This is a genomic window from Bartonella sp. CL434QHHD, from assembly GCF_042195145.1.
In the GTDB taxonomy this organism is placed as follows: Bacteria; Pseudomonadota; Alphaproteobacteria; order Rhizobiales; family Rhizobiaceae; genus Bartonella.
The window spans coordinates 37896-59925 of sequence record NZ_JBHINT010000040.1 but is presented as its reverse complement, the minus strand read 5'-3'; the positions used below and the strand labels follow the sequence as shown (position 1 = coordinate 59925).

Sequence of the window (22030 nt, the reverse complement as noted above, 5' to 3'; positions counted from 1 at the left end):
TTTTGTATTATGGTTTCATCTAAGGACATTATCCAACGTCGTGCAAGGCGTGTTCGTCGTAGAATTAAAATGGTTTCTCATGATCGTCCTCGGCTTAGTGTTTATCGTTCAAATCAGAACATTTATGCTCAAGTTATCGATGATTTGCGGGGATGTACACTTGTTTCAGCCTCTACTCTTGAAAGTGATTTAAAAAAGTCGTTAAAGAGTGGTGCTGATAAAAAGGCAGCTTTTGCTGTTGGTAAGTTAATTGCTGAGCGTGCGAAGAAAGCGGGTGTTAATGAGGTGGTTTTTGATCGTGGAGCGTATGTGTACCATGGTCGCGTCAAAGCTTTAGCTGAGGCTGCTCGTGAAGGTGGTTTGAATTTCTAAAATTTCTTATTTATGAATGAGTAAGGAGAGTTTAGAGTTTTTCGTTTAAGTTCTTCCAGTTTGGTGAGGGACTTTGTTATCGTGCTTCCGGAAAAGAAAAAGGAATGAGGAATGGCACAAAAAGAACGTGGTGATAGAGAAGAACGCGATAATGAATTTGTCGATAGGCTCGTTCATATCAATCGTGTTGCTAAAGTTGTAAAAGGTGGTCGGCGTTTTGGTTTTGCTGCTCTTGTTGTCGTTGGAGATCAAAAAGGACGTGTGGGTTTTGGACATGGTAAAGCCCGCGAAGTTCCCGAAGCCGTTCGTAAAGCAACGGAATCTGCAAAGCGTGGGATGATTTATGTTCCACTTCGGTCTGGGCGTACATTGCATCATGATCTTGAAGGTCGTCACGGAGCTGGGCGTGTTTTGCTACGTTCGGCTTCTGCTGGTACTGGTATTATTGCTGGGGGACCGATGCGTGCTATTTTTGAAGCTCTTGGTATGCAGGATGTCGTTGCAAAATCGCTAGGATCGTCGAATCCTTATAACATGGTTCGTGCAACATTTGATGCATTGAAACATCAAATGCATCCTAGAGATATTGCTGCTCAACGTGGTATAAAATATTCGACTTTGCAGGCGCGTCGTCGCCATTTAGTTGACCTAGAAGGGTAGTTTCTGAGATTATCAGAAAAGGAATTAGGAAATGGTTCAGAAAAAATCTCAGAGTAATAAAACTGTGACGGTGGAGCAAATTGGAAGCCCTATTCGAAACTCACAGATTCAGCGTGCAACCTTAAAGGGGCTTGGACTAAATAAAATGCGTCGTCGGCGCGTTTTAGATGATACACTTTGTGTGCGGGGTATGATTGCTCGGGTTCGGCATCTTGTTCGCGTTATAGATGAAGGTTAAGGGTTGCGGGAGTATTATATATGAAACTCAATGAACTGCGTGATTGCGAAGGCGCAATAAAAAATCGTAAGCGTGTTGGGCGTGGCATTGGTTCCGGTATGGGTAAGACTGGTGGTCGTGGTGTAAAAGGGCAAAAGTCACGTTCTGGTGTTTCCCTTAATGGTTTTGAAGGTGGGCAAATGCCTATCTATCGTCGTTTGCCAAAACGTGGATTTAGAAATTTCTTTGCCAAAACCTACAATGAAGTTTCACTAGGACGTATTCAGTTGGCAGTTGATGCGGGTAAGTTGAATATTGAAAAGCCTGTTGATATGATTGCTTTGAAAGAGTCTGGTATTATTCGTCGTGAAAAAGATGGGGTTCGTCTTCTTTCTGATGGTGATTTGAAGGCTAAGATTACCTTTCATGTTTCTGGTGCTTCACAAGCTGCTCGTGTTAAGATTGAAAAAGTGGGTGGTCAGGTCATTTTTCCTGATATTGCTCGATAATTTTTTTAATATGAATAGAGACCTAAAGAAGAATTATATTTGTTTTGTGGGATCTTTTGTGGAGACTTGTTTAAGTTCTGCATTTATTTGTGTATGCGTATGTGAATTTTAGGATTATACTTCTGTGATTTAAAGAACTGGAGTGTAAAGTGGAGACGTTTTATGGCATCAGCAGCAGAGCAATTTGCTTCCAATATAAACTTCGGTACCTTTTCGCGTGCAACTGAATTAAAGAAACGCATCTGGTTTACTCTGTTGGCGCTTCTTGTATATCGTTTTGGCACTTACATCTCTCTTCCAGGTATCAATATCGATGCTTTGCGGCAAACATTTGAACATCACGCGTCTGGTGTATTAGGACTCTTTAATATGTTTGCTGGAGGTGCCGTTGGGCGTATGGCTATTTTTGCGCTGGGTATCATGCCTTATATATCGGCATCTATTATTGTGCAATTGTTAACATCTATTATTCCTTCTTTGGAGACTCTTAAAAAAGAAGGGGATTTAGGTCGTAAGATTATCAATCAATATACGCGTTATGTAACAGTCGTATTGGCAATTCTACAAGCTTTTGGTATTGCGGTTGCGCTTGAAAGCGGTATAGGGTCGGGGCTTCAAATTGTTTTAGAACCAGGTCTTATGTTTCGTTTTTCTTCTGTTATTACACTTGTTGGCGGAACGATGTTTCTTATGTGGCTTGGCGAGCAAATTACGTCACGTGGTGTTGGTAATGGGGTTTCTCTTATCATTTTTACAGGGATTGTAGCCAACTTTCCTTCTACTTTTGCTCAGCTTTTGACAGCTCATAGTCAGGCTGATTTATCAACTTTTCTTTTAATAGGAATCGTTCTTATTGCTGTTTTGGTTATTGGGCTTATTGTTTTTATAGAGCGTGCACAACGGCGAATTCTTATCCAATATCCGAAACGTCAGGTCGGTAATCAAATGTTTCAAGGAGATATGTCGCATCTTCCTTTAAAGTTGAATACTGCTGGTGTTATTCCACCTATTTTTGCTTCATCTTTATTATTATTGCCTGCCACTATTAATAATTTTTCTGATAAAATGCCACAATGGGTTCAGGAGATTTCTTATGCTCTTGGTCATGGACAGCCACTTTATATGATTGTTTATGCATTTTTAATGGCGTTTTTTTGCTTTTTTTATACAGCTATTGTGTTTAATCCAAGTGATACTGCAGATCAGTTGAAAAAGCATTCTGGTTTTATTCCAGGGATTCGTCCAGGTGAGCGTACAGCTGAATATATTGATTACGTTTTGACGCGTATTACTGTTGTGGGCGCTGTTTATATTATCTTGGTTTGTTTGTTACCTGAATTTATGATATCTGCATTACAGGTTCCTTTTTATCTTGGGGGAACATCCTTGTTGATTGTTGTTACTGTTACACTTGATACGGTTGCTCAAATTCAGGGGCATCTTGTTGCCCACCAATATGAAGGGTTGATAAAAAAATCAAAACTTCGTGGAGGTAGAAGGAATCGATGAGAGTTATTCTTTTAGGTCCTCCTGGAGCGGGAAAAGGTACGCAAGCAAAAATGTTGACTGAGGAATATAACATTCCTCATTTATCAACAGGGGATATGTTGCGTGAGGTGATTGCCAAAGAAACGGAGATTGGTAAAAAAGCTAAAGCTATTATAAGTTCTGGTGCTTTGGTTCCTGATAGTATTGTTAACCAAATCGTATCAGATCGGATTGATGAAGCTGATTGTGTAAACGGTTTTGTTTTGGATGGATATCCGCGAACTGTGGGGCAGGCGGAAGCGTTGCAACAGATACTGGATTCAAAAAATACGCGGCTTAATGCTGTTATTGAGTTGTGTGTTGATGAAGACGTGTTGATTGAACGTATGAAGAAGCGTGTTGAGGAAACAATAGCGGCTGGTGGACAGGTTCGTTTAGATGACAATCCTGTTGCTTTTGCAAAAAGATTAGTGGAATATCGTGAAAAAACAGCTCCCTTATCAAAGTTTTATTCAGAGAGGGGAATGTTGAAAGTTGTTGATGGAATGATTGGTGTTGCTGAAGTGACACGTATGATTAGAAGTTTTCTTTCATGAGATTTTTTTTAGAAATAAATGAAAAGAGTTGACTTTTGAGATGAAATCTATCAGAAGTAAATTTAATTTATTTTAGTGAAATAAGAGGATTCGGAAGAATTTTTTTCTGAGTCTATTTTTTTCTGTAAGGTATATCAGGTATTTTATAACAATTTGTCAAAATAACTAAGGAGAGTAGGCGTGGCTCGTATTGCTGGCGTCAATATCCCGACAAATAAGCGTGTAATTATTGCGCTTCAATATATCCACGGGATTGGACCAAAATTTGCTCAAGAAATTATTGAAAGAGTTGGCATTCCTTTGGGGCGTCGTGTGCATGAGCTTTCAGATGCTGAGGTGCTGCAGATTCGTGAGGCTATAGATCAGGGCTATCAAGTTGAAGGTGATCTTCGTCGTGAGGTTGCTATGAATGTTAAGCGTTTGATGGACCTTGGTTGTTATCGAGGATTGCGTCATCGCCGGTCTTTGCCTGTCCGAGGACAGCGTACACATACGAATGCCCGTACGCGTAAAGGTCCGGCTAAGGCAATTGCTGGTAAGAAGAAATAAGGGCCTTTGTGGAAGGTTTTTATATATTCTTTTTTCTTGTTTGATTTGTTTGACAAGGAAAAAAAAGGTGGAGCTGCTGATGTTACGGCAGTGATGAGATCGTTGAAAGGGAAATTATGGCCAAGGAAGCCACACGTGTTCGTCGTCGCGAACGTAAGAATATTTCATCGGGTGTTGTGCATATTAATTCAACATTTAATAACACAATGATTACTATTACTGATGCTCAGGGTAATGCAATTGCTTGGTCATCTGCTGGGGCTCAGGGGTTTAAAGGTGCGCGTAAATCGACACCTTTTGCTGCTCAAGTTGCTGCGGAGGATTGTGCAAGAAAAGCGCAAGAGCATGGTATGCGTTCTTTGGAAGTCGAAGTTTGTGGGCCTGGATCAGGGCGTGAATCTGCTCTACGTGCATTGCAATCTGTTGGTTTTGTCATTACTTCTATTCGCGATGTAACACCAATTCCTCATAATGGATGTCGTCCACGGAAAAGGCGGCGTGTTTAATTGGGTGTTGTTTTTTGTTGTCGGAGATTTCTCTGATGTTCACATTGGTCGTTACGATTGAATGGTAACGGAACTAAAGAACGGGAATAAAAATATGATCCAGAAAAACTGGCAGGAACTTATTAAACCCAATAAGGTTGAATCATGTGCACATGATAATCCAAATATTATAAGTGTGATTGCTGAGCCTCTTGAGCGTGGTTTTGGTTTAACCTTAGGAAATGCGCTTCGTCGCGTGTTGTTATCTTCGCTTCGTGGTGCTGCTATTACTGCTGTGCAGATTGACGGTGTCTTGCATGAATTTTCATCGATTCCAGGTGTGCGTGAGGATGTTACGGATATTATTCTGAATATAAAAGAAATTGCGCTTCGTATGGAAGAAGAAGGGCCTAAACGTGTCGTCGTTTATAAAGAGGGGCCTGGTGTCGTGAAAGCGGGAGATATCAGTACAGTCGGGGATATGGAAATTCTAAATCCAGATCATGTTATTTGTACTCTTGATGAAGATGCTGAGATTCGTATGGAATTTATTGTCAACACAGGAAAGGGTTATGTTCCATCTGATCGTAATTGTGTTGATGATGCACGTATAGGGCTTATTCCAATTGATAGTCTTTATTCACCAATTCGTAAAGTTTCTTATAAAGTGGAAAATACGCGTGAAGGTCAAGTTTTGGATTATGATAAATTGACCTTAACGATTGAAACGAATGGTGCTGTTAATGGAGAGGATGCTGTTGCTTTTGCAGCACGCATTCTTCAGGATCAATTATCGTTATTTATTAACTTTGAAGAGCCACAGAAGGAGCCTATTGAAGAGGTTGATTCTGAGCTTTCTTTTAATCCTGCACTTCTCAAAAAAGTGGATGAATTAGAACTTTCAGTTCGTTCGGCAAATTGTCTTAAGAATGATAATATTGTCTATATTGGTGATCTGATTCAAAAAACAGAATCTGAAATGCTTCGGACACCGAATTTTGGTCGCAAATCGTTGAATGAGATTAAAGAAGTTTTGGCGTGTATGGGTTTACATCTTGGAATGGAAATTCCTGCGTGGCCGCCTGAGAACATTGATGATCTTGCAAAACGTTATGAAGATCAATATTAAAATTAGAATTTAAGGAGAGGGCTTATGCGCCATAGTAAGTCAGGACGCAAGTTGAATCGTACTGCCAGTCACCGTAAAGCGATGTTTGCAAATATGGCAACTTCGTTGATCGAGCATGAGCAGATTGTGACAACGCTTCCAAAGGCTAAAGAAATTCGTCCTATTGTTGAAAAACTTGTTACTCTTGGTAAGCGTGGTGGTTTGCATGCGCGTCGGCAAGCAATTGCAGCACTTCGTGATGCGGGAAAGGTTGCAAAATTATTTGATACGCTTGCGCCACGTTATGCATCACGCAACGGTGGGTATTTGCGTATTATGAAAGCGGGGTTTCGTACCGGTGATAATGCACCCATGGCTGTTATAGAGTTTGTTGATCGTGATGTTGAAGCGAAGGGTGCTGGGGATCGTGCTCGCATGGAGGCTTCTGAGAATGAAAAGGGAACATCTTCGTAGAGTTTTTTTATTCTGTTGGATTTTTAAAGGCCGCCTTGTTTTGGGCGGTTTTTTTGTGAGTATTTTTAAGTTTATTTTAGTTGAGAAATAGGTGCAGAGAGAAAATTATAGAGTATTGAATTATCTTATTTTTATAATATTTATTGTTCAAATAGGTTGTTTTTATTCTCTATTATGAAATATTAATAGAGATCCTTAATTTGCGGGGATGCGTTTTTTTATTCTATTAATCTTCAACAGAATGTGCTGATTTTATAAGGAGTGGATTATGAGGTATTCTTTTTGGGTGCGGATTTTTTTTGCAATTATGATGCAGATATCATTTGATCATGTATATGCTCATGTTCCTCAAACACAAACAGAAATCACTCTTTCATTTTCTCCTTTAGTTAAAAAGACAGTTCCATCTGTTGTAAATATTTATGCAGCTCGACAAATTAGAGCACGATCACCTTTTGAAGGCGATCCATTTTTTGAGCAATTTTTTGGTCGTTTTCAAAATAAATTTCCTGTTCGTAAGCAATCGTCATTAGGATCAGGGGTGATTGTTGATGCACGTGGTTTGATTGTTACAAATTACCACGTCATTAAAGATGCAAGCGAAATTAAAGTGGCTTTTTCTGATGGGCGGGAGTTTGAGAGTAAGGTTGTGCTCAAAGATGAAGCGACTGATATTGCAATTCTTGAAGTTGAGGAAAAAGATGCTCAATTTCCTGTTCTTTCTTTGGGAAATTCTGATGCTGTTGAAGTTGGTGATCTTGTTCTGGCTATTGGTAATCCTTTTGGTGTTGGTCAAACAGTTACAAGTGGTATTGTTTCAGCGCAAGCGCGTACACGTGTTGGGATTTCTGATTTTGACTTTTTTATTCAAACAGACGCAGCCATTAATCCAGGGAATTCTGGTGGCGCTTTAATTGATATGAAAGGTCAGTTAATCGGAATTAATACGGCTATTTATTCGCGTTCCGGTGGTTCGGTAGGGATTGGTTTTGCTATTCCAGTTAATCTTGTAAAAGTAATGCTTAATACTGTTAAACGCGGTGGAAAATATTTTGTGCCGCCTTATATTGGGGCTTCTTTTCAAAATGTTACACCTGATATTGCTGGTGGTTTAGGTTTAGAACGTCCCTATGGTGCTCTGATTATTGAAGTTATCAAAGATAGTCCTGCTGAAAAAGCTGGATTGAAAGTAGGTGATGTTATTTTGAGTGTGCAGGGGGTACGCGTTGACAGTCCAGATAGTCTTGGTTATCGTTTGATGACAGCTGACGTTGAGCATAGTCTTGCCTTGGAATATTTACGAAGTGGAAAAACTTTAAAAACACAAATAACAGTTTCATCAATATCAGAAACTGCATTTTTAAAATCTGAAAAAATTACGGGTGACAGTCCTCTTGCTGGTGCTGAGGTGTTAGATTTAACACCGCAAAATAGTCGACGTTTTCATCTTCCTATATCTGCAAAAGGGGTTGTGATTACCAATCTTGAGGAAATGAGCAATGCAGCTGGAATTTTTCAGTCAGGAGATATTCTACGTGTTGTAAATGGCCATAAAATTCAAACAGTTCATCAGTTGAAAAAGGTTCTTATGCAAGGTCGCTCAAATATGTGGCAATTGGAATATGAACGTGATGGTATGTATATTCGCCAATTTATTCGTTGAGGTTTTTTTTGAAGAAAGATTTTTTTACTTCGTCGTTTGATTTTCAAGTTAATAAAAATCAGCCACTTGCAGAAAGAATGCGCCCTTGTTCTCTCAATGATGTTGTGGGACAAAAGCATTTGATTGGAGAGGATGGTTTGCTTTCACGTATGGCGGCAACTGGCTCAATTGGATCGATGATTTTTTGGGGACCTCCAGGGACGGGAAAAACGACCGTTGCACGTTTGTTAGCCCTTGAAACAAATTTCGCGTTTGAACAGGTTTCTGCTATTTTTACAGGAGTTTCTGAACTTAAAAAAATTTTTGAAGTTGCGCAGAGGCGTTTTATATCTGGGGATAAAACACTTCTCTTTGTTGATGAAATTCATCGGTTTAATCGTGCTCAGCAGGATAGTTTTCTTTCTGTGATGGAAGAGGGTACTGTGGTACTTATAGGTGCAACAACCGAAAATCCTTCTTTTGAACTGAATGCTGCCCTTCTTTCGCGTGCACGTGTTTTAACATTTCTTTCTCATGATCATGAAAGTTTGGACATGCTTTTGAAGCGTGCTGAAGAAGTGGAGGGAAAAACTCTTCCCTTGGATAATGATGCCAGAGACGTTTTGATAGAGATGTCTGATGGTGATGCGCGGGTAGCGTTGACATTGGCAGAGGAAGTTTGGTCTATTGCTCCATTGGGAGAGATTCTTGATGTTGTTGCTTTGCAAAAAGTTATTCAGCGTCGTGCGCCCATTTATGATAAAGGACGAGATGGGCATTATAATCTCATTTCAGCGTTGCATAAATCCGTTCGTGGATCTGATCCTGATGCTGCGCTTTATTATTTGGCACGTATGTTGGATGCTGGTGAAGATCCTCTCTATATTGGGCGAAGATTGGTTCGTATGGCTGTTGAAGATATTGGTTTGGCGGATCCTCAAGCTCTTGTCATTTGTAATGCAGCAAAAGATGCCTATGATTATTTAGGATCACCAGAAGGAGAGTTGGCTTTGGCGCAAGCATGTCTTTATGTTGCAACTGCGCCAAAGTCAAATGCAGCATATCTCGCGTATAAAGCAGCACTGCGTTGTGCGCGCAAAAATGGCTCTTTATCACCTCCTAAGCATATTCTTAATGCTCCTACGAAATTTATGAAGGAAGAAGGGTATGGAAGTGGTTATTGTTATGACCATGATGAACCAGACGCTTTTTCAGGACAAGAATATTTTCCCGAAAAACTTGGGCGTCAGAGTTATTATAAACCAGTTGAGCGTGGTTTTGAGCGTGAAATTGTGAAACGTCTTGAGTGGTGGCAACAGTTGCGCAAAAAACGTAAAGATCAAAATAAAATTTGAGTTGAAATACGTTTTTTATTGATCTCTTATGTTATTGTATGAGAAATTTAGCTTATATTTTAAACATTTATTGCATTGCTTGTAGAGATTTTTTTTGATATCTTCGAAAGTACATAGTTTTTCAAATTTAAATATATCATTCAACTTTTAAGCTGCTTTATTTTTTTTGGTTTTATTAAATAATATATTGACTTATAATAATAGACTGTTTCGTAAGTTGAATGAAAGTTTCAAATACCGTAAATTTCTCTCATCCCAAGTCTGTTATTTGTTGAATCAATCAAATCATTTACTTGCATGTTACAAGCAGGATTACCGTGTGATAAAAACTGTACAAGAAAGGACTAAAAATCCTTCTTATGAATTGTCTCAAGTGCCGAGAACTGTTGCAACATTGGGGGATGATAAATAGTGTGATGGGTGCCGGCTTTCTCCTTCCATAGAGTAAAGATGGTGGCGCCTAAAGGGTTTTGTAGTATACCACATTCATAGGTGTTGTCACAAAACGAGCTTAGAAGTTTTGAGAGATGTTTCTTAAATCAAGTGTATGAATATGCAACACAATGGCGTTTTGTTCTTCGATGCAATAGGGTATGAGGTTGATTGATGATGCGTTTTTTTGTGATCAATAGCAGGAGAATTCTTAGTCTCTCAAGTATTTAATCAAAGGGATAAGCAGAAGGGCTGTAGAACATTGTGTTTAAAATTAAATTGTTCCTTTTCTAGAGAGATATAAATATGTTAACTATGCTCCCATAGAGATATTACTTTATTAGAGTTTATTATGTGTCATAAGATAAGCAATGCCAATTCTTTATTGTGATGGTCATGAATGTTTATGGGCATAATGTGGAGATAGGAATGGAAATAGTCTGTGAAAATCTAAACTCAAGCCTTTAGTTAAATTAAAAGTACAGTGTACACTAAATTTTTAGGTTATTATGAATTCGGTCAAGGATATAATCGTGGATAAAACAAAAGCTCTCGATGCTGCTCTCTCACAAATTGAACGTTCTTTTGGTAAAGGCTCGATTATGCGTCTTGGGCAAAAAGAGCAGGTTGTTGAAATTGAAACAATTCCAACAGGGTCGTTATCCTTGGATATTGCTTTAGGGATTGGTGGATTACCGAAGGGGCGTATTGTTGAGATTTATGGACCAGAAAGTTCTGGGAAAACAACATTGGCTCTCCATGCTATTGCTGAGGCACAGAAAGGTGGTGGGATTTGTGCTTTTATTGATGCAGAGCATGCGCTTGATCCTATTTATGCGCGTAAGCTTGGTGTTGATTTAGAAAACTTGTTCATTTCTCAGCCAGATACCGGTGAACAGGCATTGGAAATTACAGAAACGTTGGTTCGTTCTGGTGCAGTTGATGTGCTTGTTGTGGATTCTGTCGCAGCTTTAACTCCGCGAGCAGAAATTGACGGTGAAATGGGTGATGCTTTGCCCGGATTGCAAGCTCGGTTAATGAGTAAAGCGTTACGAAAATTAACCGCAGCAATTTTTCGCTCTAACTGTATGGTTGTTTTTATTAATCAAATTCGCATGAAAATTGGTGTGATGTTTGGTTCTCCTGAAACGACAACGGGTGGAAACGCTTTAAAGTTTTATGCTTCTGTTCGTTTAGATATTCGTCGCATTGGATCCATTAAAGATAGGGATTCAATCGTTGGTAATCAGACGCGCGTTAAAGTGGTGAAAAATAAATTGGCACCTCCATTTAAGCAGGTTGAGTTTGATATTATTTATGGTGAAGGTATTTCCAAAGTAGGTGAATTGATTGATTTGGGTGTCAAGGTTGGTGTTGTGGAAAAATCTGGTGCATGGTTTTCTTATAATTCTCAGCGTTTAGGACAGGGGCGTGAGAATGCAAAGCAGTTTTTACGTGAACATGTGGAAATAGCTACAGAGATTGAAGCAGCTTTGCGCCAAAATGCTGGTTTGATTGCGATTGAACTGTTAGAAAATGCAGGGTCAGAAAATATAGAAAGTGATGAAGCCATTTGATGGAGTGTTTTTTTCGTCTATAATTTTTTCCCTTTCAGATTTTTCTGTTTTTTTGTTTGAGTTTTTAAATACGCAGTCATTTTTTTCTCAATTTTTTAAAACAAATATTCCATTTTTGATTAAATTGACTCCATGCGTGGCGAAGAGAATTTAATGAGGGGGATTTTTCTTTTATGGTTTTGTGCTGTATTGAGCAGGTGTCAACATGAATAGTGTTAATAATATTCGGTCAATATTTTTGGATTATTTTCATCGTAATGGGCATAAAGTTCTTTCTTCTAGTCCGCTTGTTCCGCGGAATGATCCTACACTTATGTTTACAAATGCAGGGATGGTGCAGTTTAAAAATGTTTTTACTGGACTTGAACAACCTTCTTATACGCAGGCAACAACGGCACAAAAATGTGTTCGTGCGGGTGGAAAGCATAATGATCTTGATAATGTTGGATATACGGCGCGCCATCATACATTTTTTGAAATGCTGGGTAATTTTTCTTTCGGTGATTATTTCAAAGAAGAAGCCATTTTTTTATCATGGAATCTTTTAACAAAGGAATTTTGCCTGCCAAAAGATAAATTGTTGGTGACAGTTTATCAGAGTGATGATGTTGCTGCTGAACTGTGGCGTAAAATTTCAGGTCTTCCAGATGAAAAAATTGTCCGTATTGCGACAGCTGATAATTTTTGGTCGATGGGAGAAACAGGCCCTTGTGGGCCTTGTTCGGAGATTTTTTATGATCATGGTGATGAAATCTGGGGCGGTCCTCCTGGAAGTATGGAAGAAGATGGTGATCGCTTTATTGAGATTTGGAATCTTGTTTTTATGCAGTATGAGCAAGTTTCCAAGGAAAAACGTGTTAACTTACCTCACCCTTCTATTGATACAGGCATGGGATTAGAGCGTATTGCTGCTGTTTTACAGGGCGTTCATGATAATTATGACATTGATCTTTTTCGTGCATTAATTGCTGCATCAGAAGAAATTACAGGGATTGAGGCAAAGGGTGATTTTATTGCCAGCCATCGTGTCATTGCTGATCATCTTCGCTCATCGGCATTTTTGATTGCTGATGGTGTGCTTCCTTCTAATGAAGGAAGAGGATATGTTTTACGTCGTATTATGCGTCGTGCTATGCGTCATGCGCATCTTCTTGGTGCTAAAGAGCCCTTAATGTGGCGACTTTTGCCTGCTTTAAATCGCGAAATGGGACAAGCTTATCCTGAGTTGGTGCGTGCTGAATCTTTGATTTCAGAAACTTTAAGGTTAGAAGAAATACGTTTTCGTAAAACGCTTGAACGAGGACTTGGTTTGTTGAACGAAGCAAGTACCGATCTTAAAGAAGGAGACTATTTGAATGGTGAAGTTGCTTTCAAACTTTATGATACCTATGGTTTTCCGCTTGATTTGACGCAAGATGTTCTTCGTCGTCGCGGAATATCTGTTGACGTTGGTGCTTTTGATAAAGCGATGGAACGCCAAAAAGAGGAAGCACGTGCCAATTGGTCTGGTTCTGGAGAAGCTGTAACAGAGAAAATCTGGTTTTCTGTTCGTGATCAAGTGGGGGCCACAGAGTTTTTAGGTTATGAAACTGAGACAGCGAAAGGTATTCTTACAGCTCTTGTATGTGATGGTAAAATTGTTGATCATATTTCTTCAGATCAGAAAGCTATGCTTGTTGTTAATCAGACACCTTTTTATGGTGAATCTGGTGGGCAAATTGGTGATAGCGGTATCATTTCTGGTGAAAATTTTATTTTTAAGGTGCATGATACCCAAAGAAAGGGTGATGGTGTTTTTATCCATATTGGGGAGATGAAATCTGGTCAGGCATCGAGGTCTGATTGTGTAGAATTAACGGTTGATATTGTTCGTCGTAAGAAAATTCGCGCGAATCACTCTGCTACTCATTTGTTACACGAAGCTTTACGCCAAACATTGGGGGACCATGTTACACAAAAGGGCTCTCTTGTATCGCCAGATCGGTTGCGTTTTGATTTTTCACATCCAAAATCCGTTTCACCAGAAGAGTTGAAAAAAATAGAAGATTTAGCCAATGAGATTATTTTGCAAAATAGTAAAGTAATAACGCGCCTCATGGCTGTAGATGATGCAATTTCTGAAGGTGCCATGGCATTGTTTGGTGAAAAATATGGTGATGAAGTTCGCGTTGTTTCTATGGGGGAGCCATTTGAAAAGGGAGGATTTAAAAAGCGTTGGTCAATTGAGCTTTGTGGAGGTACACATGTGGAGCGAACAGGTGATATCGGTTTGATTCATATTGTTTCTGAAAGTTCTGTTTCAGCTGGAGTGCGGCGTATTGAAGCTTTAACAGGCAAAGAAGCACGTCTTTATCTTAGCCGCCAAGATGAACGTATTCATGAAATTGCTGATCTTTTAAAAACTTCTTCTGCTGGTGTGGAAGAACGGGTGCGAATTTTGCTTGATGATCGTCGTAAACTTGAAAAAGAATTGAATGATGTACGCAAGAAAATGATGTTGAGTGGTGGAATAACAGAAAGGAGCCAAGGTGATATTATCATCATCAATGGGTTTTCTTTTACCGGACGCGTTGTTAAAAATATTTTACCACGGGATCTTAAGGCGCTCGTCGATTCTGAGAAAAAACAAATCGGATCTGGAGTGGTTGCATTTATTAGTGTCTCGGAGGATGGAAAAGGGAGTGCTGTTGTCGGCGTTACGGATGATTTAACGGATAAGTTAAATGCTGTAGATCTCGTTCGTATTCTTTCAGAGATGCTTGGTGGTAAAGGTGGAGGTGGCCGTCCTGATATGGCGCAGGCTGGTGGTCCTGAGGGGAACAAAGCTGATGAGGCATTTGCGGCACTAAAAGATTTTCTTGAAAAAAATTAAAGAATGAAATCATTCTGCATAGGTATTTTTTACATTGTTATATTGGGTTGGCATCTATGTATCATGAATATCTGTCTGGTGTATTTCTGAAATGCAGATACAGCGTAATTGGGGAAAAATACAATTGTAAAGATAAAAACAGTGTTTGTCTTTATAACGTCCAAGCGTTTCAGGAGTCACCTTTTTAAGATAAGATAGATTATTCAGCACTTCATGCTTTGCTGTGTATTCTTTTACTAGGAAGACTAGTTATTGTGTTGCTCTTATAGATTTTTTAAAGAAACCTCTCTTTTTATGAAAGGAAAAATCAAGATTTATTGCATACGATTCTCCTTATAAAGTTATAAGCTGTCATTATTCGATTAGTTTTCAAATGAATAAAATCTCTTTCCTTGAAAAGGCTTATAAAAGAGTTGTTATATCTTAGAGCTATTGTTTTCATTTTGCTTGTTATGTACACAGTTTTTTGGTTTATTATTAAAAGGTTTTGAAAAGAATATTCTCCTATCTTTATAAATCTTTATTTAAAGTTATAAAGTAATGAATTATCAATATAAATCAAAGGAATATCACATAAATCTAAAGATTTAGATTAATATTTAATTTATTTATGATAAAATTGCTTTAATACATTGAGTTATAATGATAATTTATCGTTTTATCTTTTGAATAAGAGCTACGAATATTCGTAGGATTTTATTATTTCAAATTCTGGGTATGTTAAATTAATCAAAACCACTCACGAATGTCGTTGTGAAATGGGCTTAAGAGCATTGAAAAATGTTTCTTAAAAAAGTCATATGAATGTGCAAAACAATGATGTTCTGTTCTTTATGAGAGGACTATAAAGAACGTGATAAACAAAAGTGCAAAGCAATACATAATATTCATTATTTAAAAGATGTTTCTTTAGTTCGTTTTGAAATTCGTAAAGCTGAGTAAAAAGAAGACGATAAAACTGGAAATTGTTTTTACCTTTACATTTTCCCTAAATGAGAATGTATACTCGTCAATATGCACAGATATAGGAAAATATTTTTGTTCTAATCTAGTAAAATTGCAATAGCAGAGAAAATACTAAACTGTTTTAATATTTTTCTTAAATACCTAAAATGAATTGTGGCATTTTTAGAAATCTTTTTACTTGTATCATATATAAGAACTCTTGTTATCTTGAGGAGGATTTTTTTGCTTGAAAAAGAGTATCAATTTTATGATGCTATGGCTTCATGTAAGGGGATAACATTTTCTCCTTCTCTTTCTGGTGGTTTGATTGTTAAACCACTTGCCTTTAAAAAATTAGAGAAACGTCCCCCTTTATCGATCAATTCTTGAAAGTTTCCTTTTTCCATTAAGTGACCATGATCCAGAAAGAGTATCACATCAGCATTGCGTACTGTTGAGAGGCGATGTGCTATAATAAAAGTAGTGCGGTTATGGCTTATGCAATCGAGAGCATCTTTGACACGTGCTTCTGTTTCAACATCAAGAGCGCTTGTTGCTTCATCTAGAATGAGAATAGGGGAATTTTTTAAAACAGCGCGTGCAATTGCTAGTCGCTGTTTTTCTCCACCGGATAATTGAGATCCTCGTTCGCCCACCATTGTGTTATAACAATCAGCTTTTTTTAGAATAAAATCGTGAGCTTCTGCTATTTTTGCTGCTTCATAAAGTTCTTCATTTGTTGCGCTCGCTTTTCCTATTGAAATATTGTCATGAATAGTACGGTTGAAAAGACCCGAGTCTTGAAATACTGTTGCTAGAGATTTGCGTAAAGATTCGCGATTGATTGAGCATATATTTATTCCATCAATGGAGATATGCCCAAGGGTAGGGTCGTATACGCGCTGCAACAGATTGATCAATGTTGTTTTTCCAGCCCCTGTTGGCCCTACAATTGCAACAGTTTGTCCTGCTTTAACCTCAAAGGAAATATCAAAAACACCTTGAGAAGAATTGGGGAATTTATAGGTCACGTGATGAAATTGTATGGCGCCTTTAACATTTTGGAGGGAAGGAAGATTTTGCGGTTCGTTGATATGAAAGGTTGAGTCTTCCATTTCAAAAAATTCTTGCAGTTTTGCTTGTGAGGATATTGCACAATTAATAAAATTGCTCATTTGGTCTAGGCGGCTAATCATGAGTTGTGCAAATCCAACAAAAGCAACGACTTCACCTACTCGTAATTGATCTTTTGCAACAAAAAAAGCTCCAAGGAGAAGAACACAAACGATTGAAATTGTTGAAGCCATTCGATTTAAGCCACTGGCGAGCGCCCACCAATTGAGAACAGGATTTTGTGCTTTAAGCAGAGCATTTGTATGTTGATGCAGTATAGAAGCTTCTTCTTTTATTCGGTTATAACTTTGTACAATGGAAACATTAGAGATTGAATCACTGACATGTTTAAAAAGGTTGTGGTGGTAGCATTCCACAGCGGCTTGTCCGTCTTTTGTTTTTCGCATCACTAAACGTGCAATTAATACGTAGGTGATGGCAAGCACAACCAAGACTATTGAAAGACGCCAATTCATATTAAACGCTATGGGGATGAGAACCAATAAGGCGACAAGCGTTGAGAGGTGTTGGCGCATAAAATCAAGCCATATGGTTGACATGGAATCTATTGCGCGCAAAAGTGTATGGAGTGCGTTGGAAGTTCCACGTTGTTGATGCCAAATTAAAGGCATGGCAATGATACGTTCGAAAGATTCCGTTAAAACCGTTAAGCGGCGTCTATGGGCTAAGCGGTCAGCACCGCGAGCAACAAGGACATAAGCAATAATATGTGAAAGTCCAAAACAAACCCAAATGGTAAGAGTAGGAATGATAGCTGATTTTTCTGAAATAGAATCAATAACACGTCCGAATAAAATAGGTTCTGCAATAGTGATAATAGCTAACATAACATTAGCGGTACAGATTAAAAGGGATGCATTTTTTTCTCTATTTAGGTAAGTGAGAACACGTGCATAGGTTTTGAATAAGGACACGGTTAATTATCTCCATTCGCTATTAAGCGTAAAGGCTGTTGATTTTTACAACGCTTAGTTTTTAGCTAATAAAATTTGGACGTTAAGAAAAGGCAATTTTGGATACTAACTGTAATATGGTGTGATAAAACCAACTAAAATATGAATTTTTGTGTTTATAAAGGCGCAAAAATAGATCAATAAAATTATCAGGTAAGGGAATTTTCATGGCAGGCATAGAAATAAAAAAAGTTGAGGCAGATGAAAATGGAATGCGCTTAGATCGCTGGTTTAAAGTGCATTATCCAGGACTTGGTTTTGGAGCTTTGCAAAAATTGTTGCGTTCTGGTCAGATACGGGTTGATAGTGGACGTGTTAAAGCCGATACGCGTCTTTGTATAGGGCAAGCTGTTCGTATTCCACCTCTCCCTATTAATGACAAGGAAAGTCTTTCAATAACCGATAAAACACTTCGTGGGCAGGATGATGGGACCGTTTTGAAAAAAATGCTGCTTTATGAAGATCCAAAGGTATTTGTTTTTAATAAACCCGCTGGGTTGGCTGTACAAGGAGGCTCTGGTTTAACACGTCATATGGATAGTATGCTTGAGGTATGGCGCAATAAAAAAGGTGAAAAGCCGCGTTTGGTTCATCGTCTTGATCGTGAGACGTCGGGTGTGCTTATTGTTGCGCGATCAAGGGGAGCTGCTCAGTCCTTAACTGCTGCTTTTAGAGCGCGAGAAACAAAAAAGACTTATTGGGCGTTGGTTCGGGGCGTGCCTAAAAAAAAGCAGGACAAAATTTCAACGTGGATGGTTAAGGAAATGACTGCACAAGGTGACAAAATGCGTGTTTGTGAACATGGGGAGCCAGATTCACATCATGCGGTTTCCTACTATCGCGTTTTAGATACACGAGGGCGGGCTCTTTCGTGGCTTGAAATGGAACCCTATACAGGGAGAACACATCAGCTTCGTGTGCATGCTGCCCATATGGATCATCCTATCATTGGCGATACAAAGTATTTTTTTTCTGATAGTAATTGGACATTACCAGGAGGAATTCAAAATCGTCTTCATCTTCATGCACGTCGTATTCGTATTCCTCATCCTTCAGGAGGAATATTGGACATTGTTGCACCTTTACCACCTCATATGGTTCAAAGTTTTAATCTTTTGTCTTTTAATGAGAGTGATGCTGAAACAGAGTAAAGAAACTTCATTTGTTCTTTTTGATTGATATAAATTTGATAAGATGAATAGGGCATCATTTGAAGGAAGTTTTTGATAAGTCAATCGCTATGAGAAAATTATGTTTTTGAGTGATGAAATTTTCGAATATCATGGCTTTCTTTCTACAGCTCTTTATCCATATTGATTGTATTGTTATTTTTTGGATATGGTGTATCATTTAATAATCTGAGTTTATGAAGCTGCTCCTTTGAATTATCTATAGAGGTCATATATTGGGAAGGCGTGTCTGTTGAGGGAGATGAGTTAGATAAAATCTGAAAGATATTTACTAAAATAGAGAAAGCGATTTTAGTTTTTTTATGGGGAATAATGAAGGCATTTTATAGTAATGCTTAGGAAAAGTAGACTCTCAAAAAAATCCTGTTGTCAAGGAAGTTTGTTCTGTTATAAATGTGGTTTGATATGCTTATAGTATAGATTTATGCTTTGTATCTTTACTTACACAATGAAGCCTTCTTAGCAAAGTTCTCCTTTCAATGAGCAATTATTTTTCTACTTACTTAGTTTATCCAAAAGACTATCTTTCATAAAAGAAGAAATAATTTTTCAGTATCTTAATGCTTCATTGAAGTGAACTCATCACATTGAAAAAATATCTAGACAAAAAATTGGAGATAAAACGTCAGACGCGTTTTATTGCTCTAGGGAGGGCTTGAACACTTTTGTTTTTTCTAGTGAACAAAACAGATATTTATTATGGGAACATTCAAAAGGGGGATAAATTGAAATTAGGAGTGACTGATGGGATCATTATTGATTGACGTTAATAACGTCTCAAAAATATATCGCAACATTGACAGAGGAATTGGTTTTAAAAACAAGGTGTTTTCTCTCTTCAAGCCGGTTTATACAAATCATCATGTGTTAAAAGATATGAGTTTCACCCTCTTTTCAGGGCAATCGTTAGCAATTCTTGGCCCTAACGGAGCGGGTAAATCGACACTGATTAAAATACTTTCTGGTATACAATACGCTGATGAGGGATGTGTTAAAGTCCTTGGTGTTGATCCTTATAAAGCGAAGAAAAATCTGTTCAAGTCTTTGGGTGTGGTCTTTGGTCACAAGAATTGTTTATGGTGGGATTTGCCCTTACGCTACAGTCTGGATATGGTTCAACCATTATATGGTCTTGAATGCGCCTCTTTTACCCGTGATCTTAAAGAGATCGCTGAGTTGCTGGGTCTTGAGCATATTATGGATAAGCCAGTGCGGATGCTTAGTCTGGGTGAGAGAGTGAAAAGTGAATTGGCATTTAATCTCTCCTTTAGACCTAAACTGTTGTTTCTCGATGAGCCAAGTATTGGTCTTGATATTACATCTAAGCATGAAATCAGGGAGCTTCTTAAAAAACTGAAAAAGGAGCGTGGCACTGGGTATATCATTACAAGTCATGATATGGGAGATATTGATGGATACGTCGATGATATTATTCTTTTGCATAAAGGAAAGAAACAGTTTCATGGTAATCTTCATGCGCTTAAAAATGTCATTCCTTCTTTGGTGAGAATGACACTTTTTTGTGAACACATGGCTGCACCTTCAGCTGTTGTAGAAAAAATTGATGAGATTGCGTTGAAATTATCTACTCCTTTAAAAGATAAGCACTTTAACGCTGAAGAATGCTCGCTGGAGGTTTCGCTGCCCCGTGAGGATTTTGCGCGTTTTGTACGCGAAATTACAACCGAATTGAACTGTACGTTCTCTGTATCCACTCCCTCGCTTGAAGAGATGCTCCGTGTTAAATTTAAAGAATTTATCTAACCACTGCTTTGGTATGTTTCTTTTTGCCAAGAATGGATTACTCACTGTTCTAAGTGATAGAGCAATGTTTTTTACCGATATTATCATTGGGACACTTTCGCCATTTGTTATTCAACTGCTATTATGGAATGCACTTTTCTCTGATACGGGCAACACCATCAATGGCTTTAGCTTTTATGATATGATGTATTATTATGCTTTTGCTTTAGTCCTAGGTCGCTTAAATAATGGTTATAATGTGATTAAGTTTTTCTCTCATCATGTTAAAGAAGGTCAATTAGAAGTATATCTTACAAAGCCCTTTAGTTATATGACACAAATGCTTTTTACTTTTTTAGGGGAGAGTGTATTATATAGCATCCCGTTATTGGCTCTTTTTGTTGTTAAGCTTGTTTTATCCTATGAAAATATTCTGGGATTGGTCATCGCTTTTCTGTTCTTTTTTCTGGTTGTTATTCTATCACAATTGCTTTGTTTTTTACTCTCTTTTGGAATTGCCTTATTAAGCTTTTGGGTGATTGAGTACAATATATTACTCTCTTTCAGTATTCTCAGTTCAACGCTTCTTGGGGGTGTTCTTTTACCACCATCTTTTTGGCCGGTGTGGCTTATTCCGCTTATGCAATTTAATCCTTATCGTTTCATGATATCAGCTCCTGCCGAGTTTTTCGCGACGCAAAATTTAGCGTTGTTTCAGCAGTTTATTTTCGGAAGTTTTACTTATATTTTGTGTTTTTTATTCTTAATTTATATTGCTTGGAATAAAGGGATGAAAGCATATAATGGAGCGGGTGGTTGAGATGAAAATAATCCTTCATTTTATCAGTTTGAATATCCGCCGACAGATTGTTTATGGTAAGAATTTGGCTGAGGAGTTTATTCTTTCTCTATGCTATTATTTTATTCAATTCATATTTATTGATAGAATATCTTCTTTTTCAGGAAAGATCGGTAACTATAGCAGAGATGAAATCCATTTTATCTTTGTTGTCTTTGTTTTACTTGGAATATTTTGAATATTTTTACTAATTCTATTGAAACGTTTTTTGAAAAAGTAGCGGATGGTAAAATTGAACCATACTTGATAAAGCCCGTTTCAATCTGGTTGTTGATGTTATTTGGTTGGTGTAAACCTCTTAATCTGATCAAGCTCTTTGTTCTTTATGTTAGTGCCTATTTATTTGTATCATTACCGAATATATCCGATCTTAAGCTAAGATGGATCTCTTTTATTGTTGCAATATTTTGTGTTTTTATTGTCAATATTTGTTTTTTCATGATGTTTAATTTTGTAACATTTATTATTAGCCGTAAGATGCCTGTCGAATATTTTCATGAAATGATTTACGAGCTTTCATTTGTGCCAATAGGAATTTATCCTTTAAGCATCGTAAAATGGCTTTTGTTTATGCTTCCCATGGCTTTTTCTGCTTCCTTGCCTGTGTCATTGTTGCTTGGTAAAGGCGAATGGAATATTGGATATGTTCTGTTGAGCGCTTTTCTTTCCATGGTCATGACTTTCATAAGTTATAAGAAAACAATGCGTAAATTTAATGGATTAGGGGGATGAAATGAAAGTCAGCATGATTATAAAAATAAAAAAAATTGAGTGAATAATTCTATTGTACCATAAATTATCGTTATTTATTCTGGCGATATAAGGCATGTAGAATTTTCACATGAGGATTTTTTTATTGTTAGATAAGAT

18 protein-coding genes and 1 pseudogene are annotated in these 22030 nt (G+C 37.8%); 18 read left to right on the top strand and 1 reads right to left on the bottom strand.

Features of this window, described 5'->3' with window-relative positions; genetic code table 11:
• Positions 1–9 precede the first annotated feature (9 nt).
• The 14 genes from rplR to alaS all read left to right on the top strand — a co-directional run bounded on the left by rplR (position 10) and on the right by alaS (position 14336).
• Entirely contained in the window at positions 10–372 is a 363-nt protein-coding gene (rplR, locus tag ACFILN_RS07070; protein WP_273791414.1) for a 50S ribosomal protein L18, read from the top strand.
• A gap of 111 nt (positions 373–483) precedes the next feature.
• Positions 484–1032, top strand: a complete 549-nt coding sequence (rpsE, locus tag ACFILN_RS07065; protein ID WP_273791415.1) for a 30S ribosomal protein S5 — start codon at positions 484–486, stop codon at positions 1030–1032.
• A gap of 31 nt (positions 1033–1063) precedes the next feature.
• Positions 1064–1270 carry a 50S ribosomal protein L30 gene (rpmD, locus tag ACFILN_RS07060; RefSeq protein WP_375631283.1) on the top strand — a complete coding sequence of 69 codons (207 nt, stop codon included), beginning with the start codon at positions 1064–1066 and terminating at the stop codon, positions 1268–1270.
• Between the two features lie 20 nt (positions 1271–1290).
• Positions 1291–1758 (top strand): 50S ribosomal protein L15, encoded by a 468-nt coding sequence (gene rplO, locus ACFILN_RS07055; RefSeq protein ID WP_273791417.1) that lies wholly within the window; start codon positions 1291–1293, stop codon positions 1756–1758.
• A 162-nt stretch (positions 1759–1920) separates the two neighbouring features.
• Complete coding sequence (gene secY / locus ACFILN_RS07050) at positions 1921–3267, top strand: preprotein translocase subunit SecY (protein WP_273791418.1); 1347 nt, start codon at positions 1921–1923, stop codon at positions 3265–3267.
• Positions 3264–3842 carry an adenylate kinase gene (locus tag ACFILN_RS07045; protein WP_375631284.1) on the top strand — a complete coding sequence of 193 codons (579 nt, stop codon included), beginning with the start codon at positions 3264–3266 and terminating at the stop codon, positions 3840–3842. The genes secY and ACFILN_RS07045 overlap by 4 nt, the downstream gene beginning before the upstream one ends.
• A 180-nt stretch (positions 3843–4022) precedes the next feature.
• Positions 4023–4391 (top strand): 30S ribosomal protein S13, encoded by a 369-nt coding sequence (rpsM, locus tag ACFILN_RS07040; RefSeq protein WP_026500557.1) that lies wholly within the window; start codon positions 4023–4025, stop codon positions 4389–4391.
• Positions 4392–4507: 116 nt separating this feature from the next.
• Positions 4508–4897 (top strand): 30S ribosomal protein S11, encoded by a 390-nt coding sequence (gene rpsK, locus ACFILN_RS07035; protein WP_007347762.1) that lies wholly within the window; start codon positions 4508–4510, stop codon positions 4895–4897.
• Between the two features lie 94 nt (positions 4898–4991).
• Positions 4992–6005: a DNA-directed RNA polymerase subunit alpha gene (locus tag ACFILN_RS07030; protein WP_273791420.1), complete on the top strand. Its 1014-nt coding sequence runs from the start codon at positions 4992–4994 to the stop codon at positions 6003–6005.
• Positions 6006–6029: 24 nt separating this feature from the next.
• The gene (rplQ, locus tag ACFILN_RS07025; RefSeq protein WP_273791421.1) at positions 6030–6458 is read left to right on the top strand and encodes a 50S ribosomal protein L17; all 429 of its coding nucleotides are present in this window, start codon (positions 6030–6032) and stop codon (positions 6456–6458) included.
• Positions 6459–6726: 268 nt separating this feature from the next.
• Entirely contained in the window at positions 6727–8121 is a 1395-nt protein-coding gene (locus ACFILN_RS07020; RefSeq protein WP_273791422.1) for a DegQ family serine endoprotease, read from the top strand.
• An 8-nt stretch (positions 8122–8129) separates the two neighbouring features.
• Complete coding sequence (locus tag ACFILN_RS07015; RefSeq protein WP_375643221.1) at positions 8130–9455, top strand: replication-associated recombination protein A; 1326 nt, start codon at positions 8130–8132, stop codon at positions 9453–9455.
• Between the two features lie 965 nt (positions 9456–10420).
• Positions 10421–11464, top strand: coding sequence for a recombinase RecA (gene recA, locus ACFILN_RS07010; RefSeq protein WP_273791424.1), 1044 nt, complete (start codon positions 10421–10423; stop codon positions 11462–11464).
• Positions 11465–11669: 205 nt separating this feature from the next.
• On the top strand, positions 11670–14336 hold the full coding sequence (gene alaS, locus ACFILN_RS07005; protein ID WP_375671162.1) for an alanine--tRNA ligase: 2667 nt from the start codon (positions 11670–11672) through the stop codon (positions 14334–14336).
• Positions 14337–15547: 1211 nt separating this feature from the next.
• Here alaS and ACFILN_RS07000 read toward each other — a convergent pair.
• A complete protein-coding gene (locus tag ACFILN_RS07000) occupies positions 15548–17329 on the bottom strand; it encodes a glucan ABC transporter ATP-binding protein/ permease (protein WP_375637441.1) in 1782 nt (593 codons plus the stop codon).
• Positions 17330–17535: 206 nt separating this feature from the next.
• On the opposite strand from ACFILN_RS07000, the gene ACFILN_RS06995 reads away from it, so the two are divergent.
• From ACFILN_RS06995 to ACFILN_RS06980, 4 genes and pseudogenes are all read left to right on the top strand, one after another.
• The gene (locus tag ACFILN_RS06995) at positions 17536–18519 is read left to right on the top strand and encodes an RluA family pseudouridine synthase (RefSeq protein WP_375637442.1); all 984 of its coding nucleotides are present in this window, start codon (positions 17536–17538) and stop codon (positions 18517–18519) included.
• Between the two features lie 783 nt (positions 18520–19302).
• Positions 19303–20322 (top strand): ATP-binding cassette domain-containing protein, encoded by a 1020-nt coding sequence (locus tag ACFILN_RS06990; protein WP_375631290.1) that lies wholly within the window; start codon positions 19303–19305, stop codon positions 20320–20322.
• Positions 20297–21121, top strand: coding sequence for an ABC-2 family transporter protein (locus tag ACFILN_RS06985; RefSeq protein ID WP_375631291.1), 825 nt, complete (start codon positions 20297–20299; stop codon positions 21119–21121). Before ACFILN_RS06990 ends, ACFILN_RS06985 begins: the two co-directional genes overlap by 26 nt.
• A pseudogene (locus tag ACFILN_RS06980) lies at positions 21105–21892 on the top strand (ABC-2 family transporter protein). The gene ACFILN_RS06985 and the pseudogene ACFILN_RS06980 overlap by 17 nt, the downstream one beginning before the upstream one ends.
• The last annotated feature ends 138 nt before the right edge of the window (positions 21893–22030 follow it).

Excerpts from the sequence above, each read along its gene's own strand:
- rplR (WP_273791414.1), top strand. The coding sequence starts at position 10 with ATGGTTTCATCTAAGGACATTATCCAACGTCGTGCAAGGCGTGTTCGT.
- rpsE (WP_273791415.1), top strand. The coding sequence starts at position 484 with ATGGCACAAAAAGAACGTGGTGATAGAGAAGAACGCGATAATGAATTT.
- rpmD (WP_375631283.1), top strand. The coding sequence starts at position 1,064 with ATGGTTCAGAAAAAATCTCAGAGTAATAAAACTGTGACGGTGGAGCAA.
- rplO (WP_273791417.1), top strand. The coding sequence starts at position 1,291 with ATGAAACTCAATGAACTGCGTGATTGCGAAGGCGCAATAAAAAATCGT.
- secY (WP_273791418.1), top strand. The coding sequence starts at position 1,921 with ATGGCATCAGCAGCAGAGCAATTTGCTTCCAATATAAACTTCGGTACC.
- ACFILN_RS07045 (WP_375631284.1), top strand. The coding sequence starts at position 3,264 with ATGAGAGTTATTCTTTTAGGTCCTCCTGGAGCGGGAAAAGGTACGCAA.
- rpsK (WP_007347762.1), top strand. The coding sequence starts at position 4,508 with ATGGCCAAGGAAGCCACACGTGTTCGTCGTCGCGAACGTAAGAATATT.
- ACFILN_RS07030 (WP_273791420.1), top strand. The coding sequence starts at position 4,992 with ATGATCCAGAAAAACTGGCAGGAACTTATTAAACCCAATAAGGTTGAA.
- rplQ (WP_273791421.1), top strand. The coding sequence starts at position 6,030 with ATGCGCCATAGTAAGTCAGGACGCAAGTTGAATCGTACTGCCAGTCAC.
- ACFILN_RS07020 (WP_273791422.1), top strand. The coding sequence starts at position 6,727 with ATGAGGTATTCTTTTTGGGTGCGGATTTTTTTTGCAATTATGATGCAG.
- alaS (WP_375671162.1), top strand. The coding sequence starts at position 11,670 with ATGAATAGTGTTAATAATATTCGGTCAATATTTTTGGATTATTTTCAT.
- ACFILN_RS06995 (WP_375637442.1), top strand. The coding sequence starts at position 17,536 with ATGGCAGGCATAGAAATAAAAAAAGTTGAGGCAGATGAAAATGGAATG.
- ACFILN_RS06990 (WP_375631290.1), top strand. The coding sequence starts at position 19,303 with ATGGGATCATTATTGATTGACGTTAATAACGTCTCAAAAATATATCGC.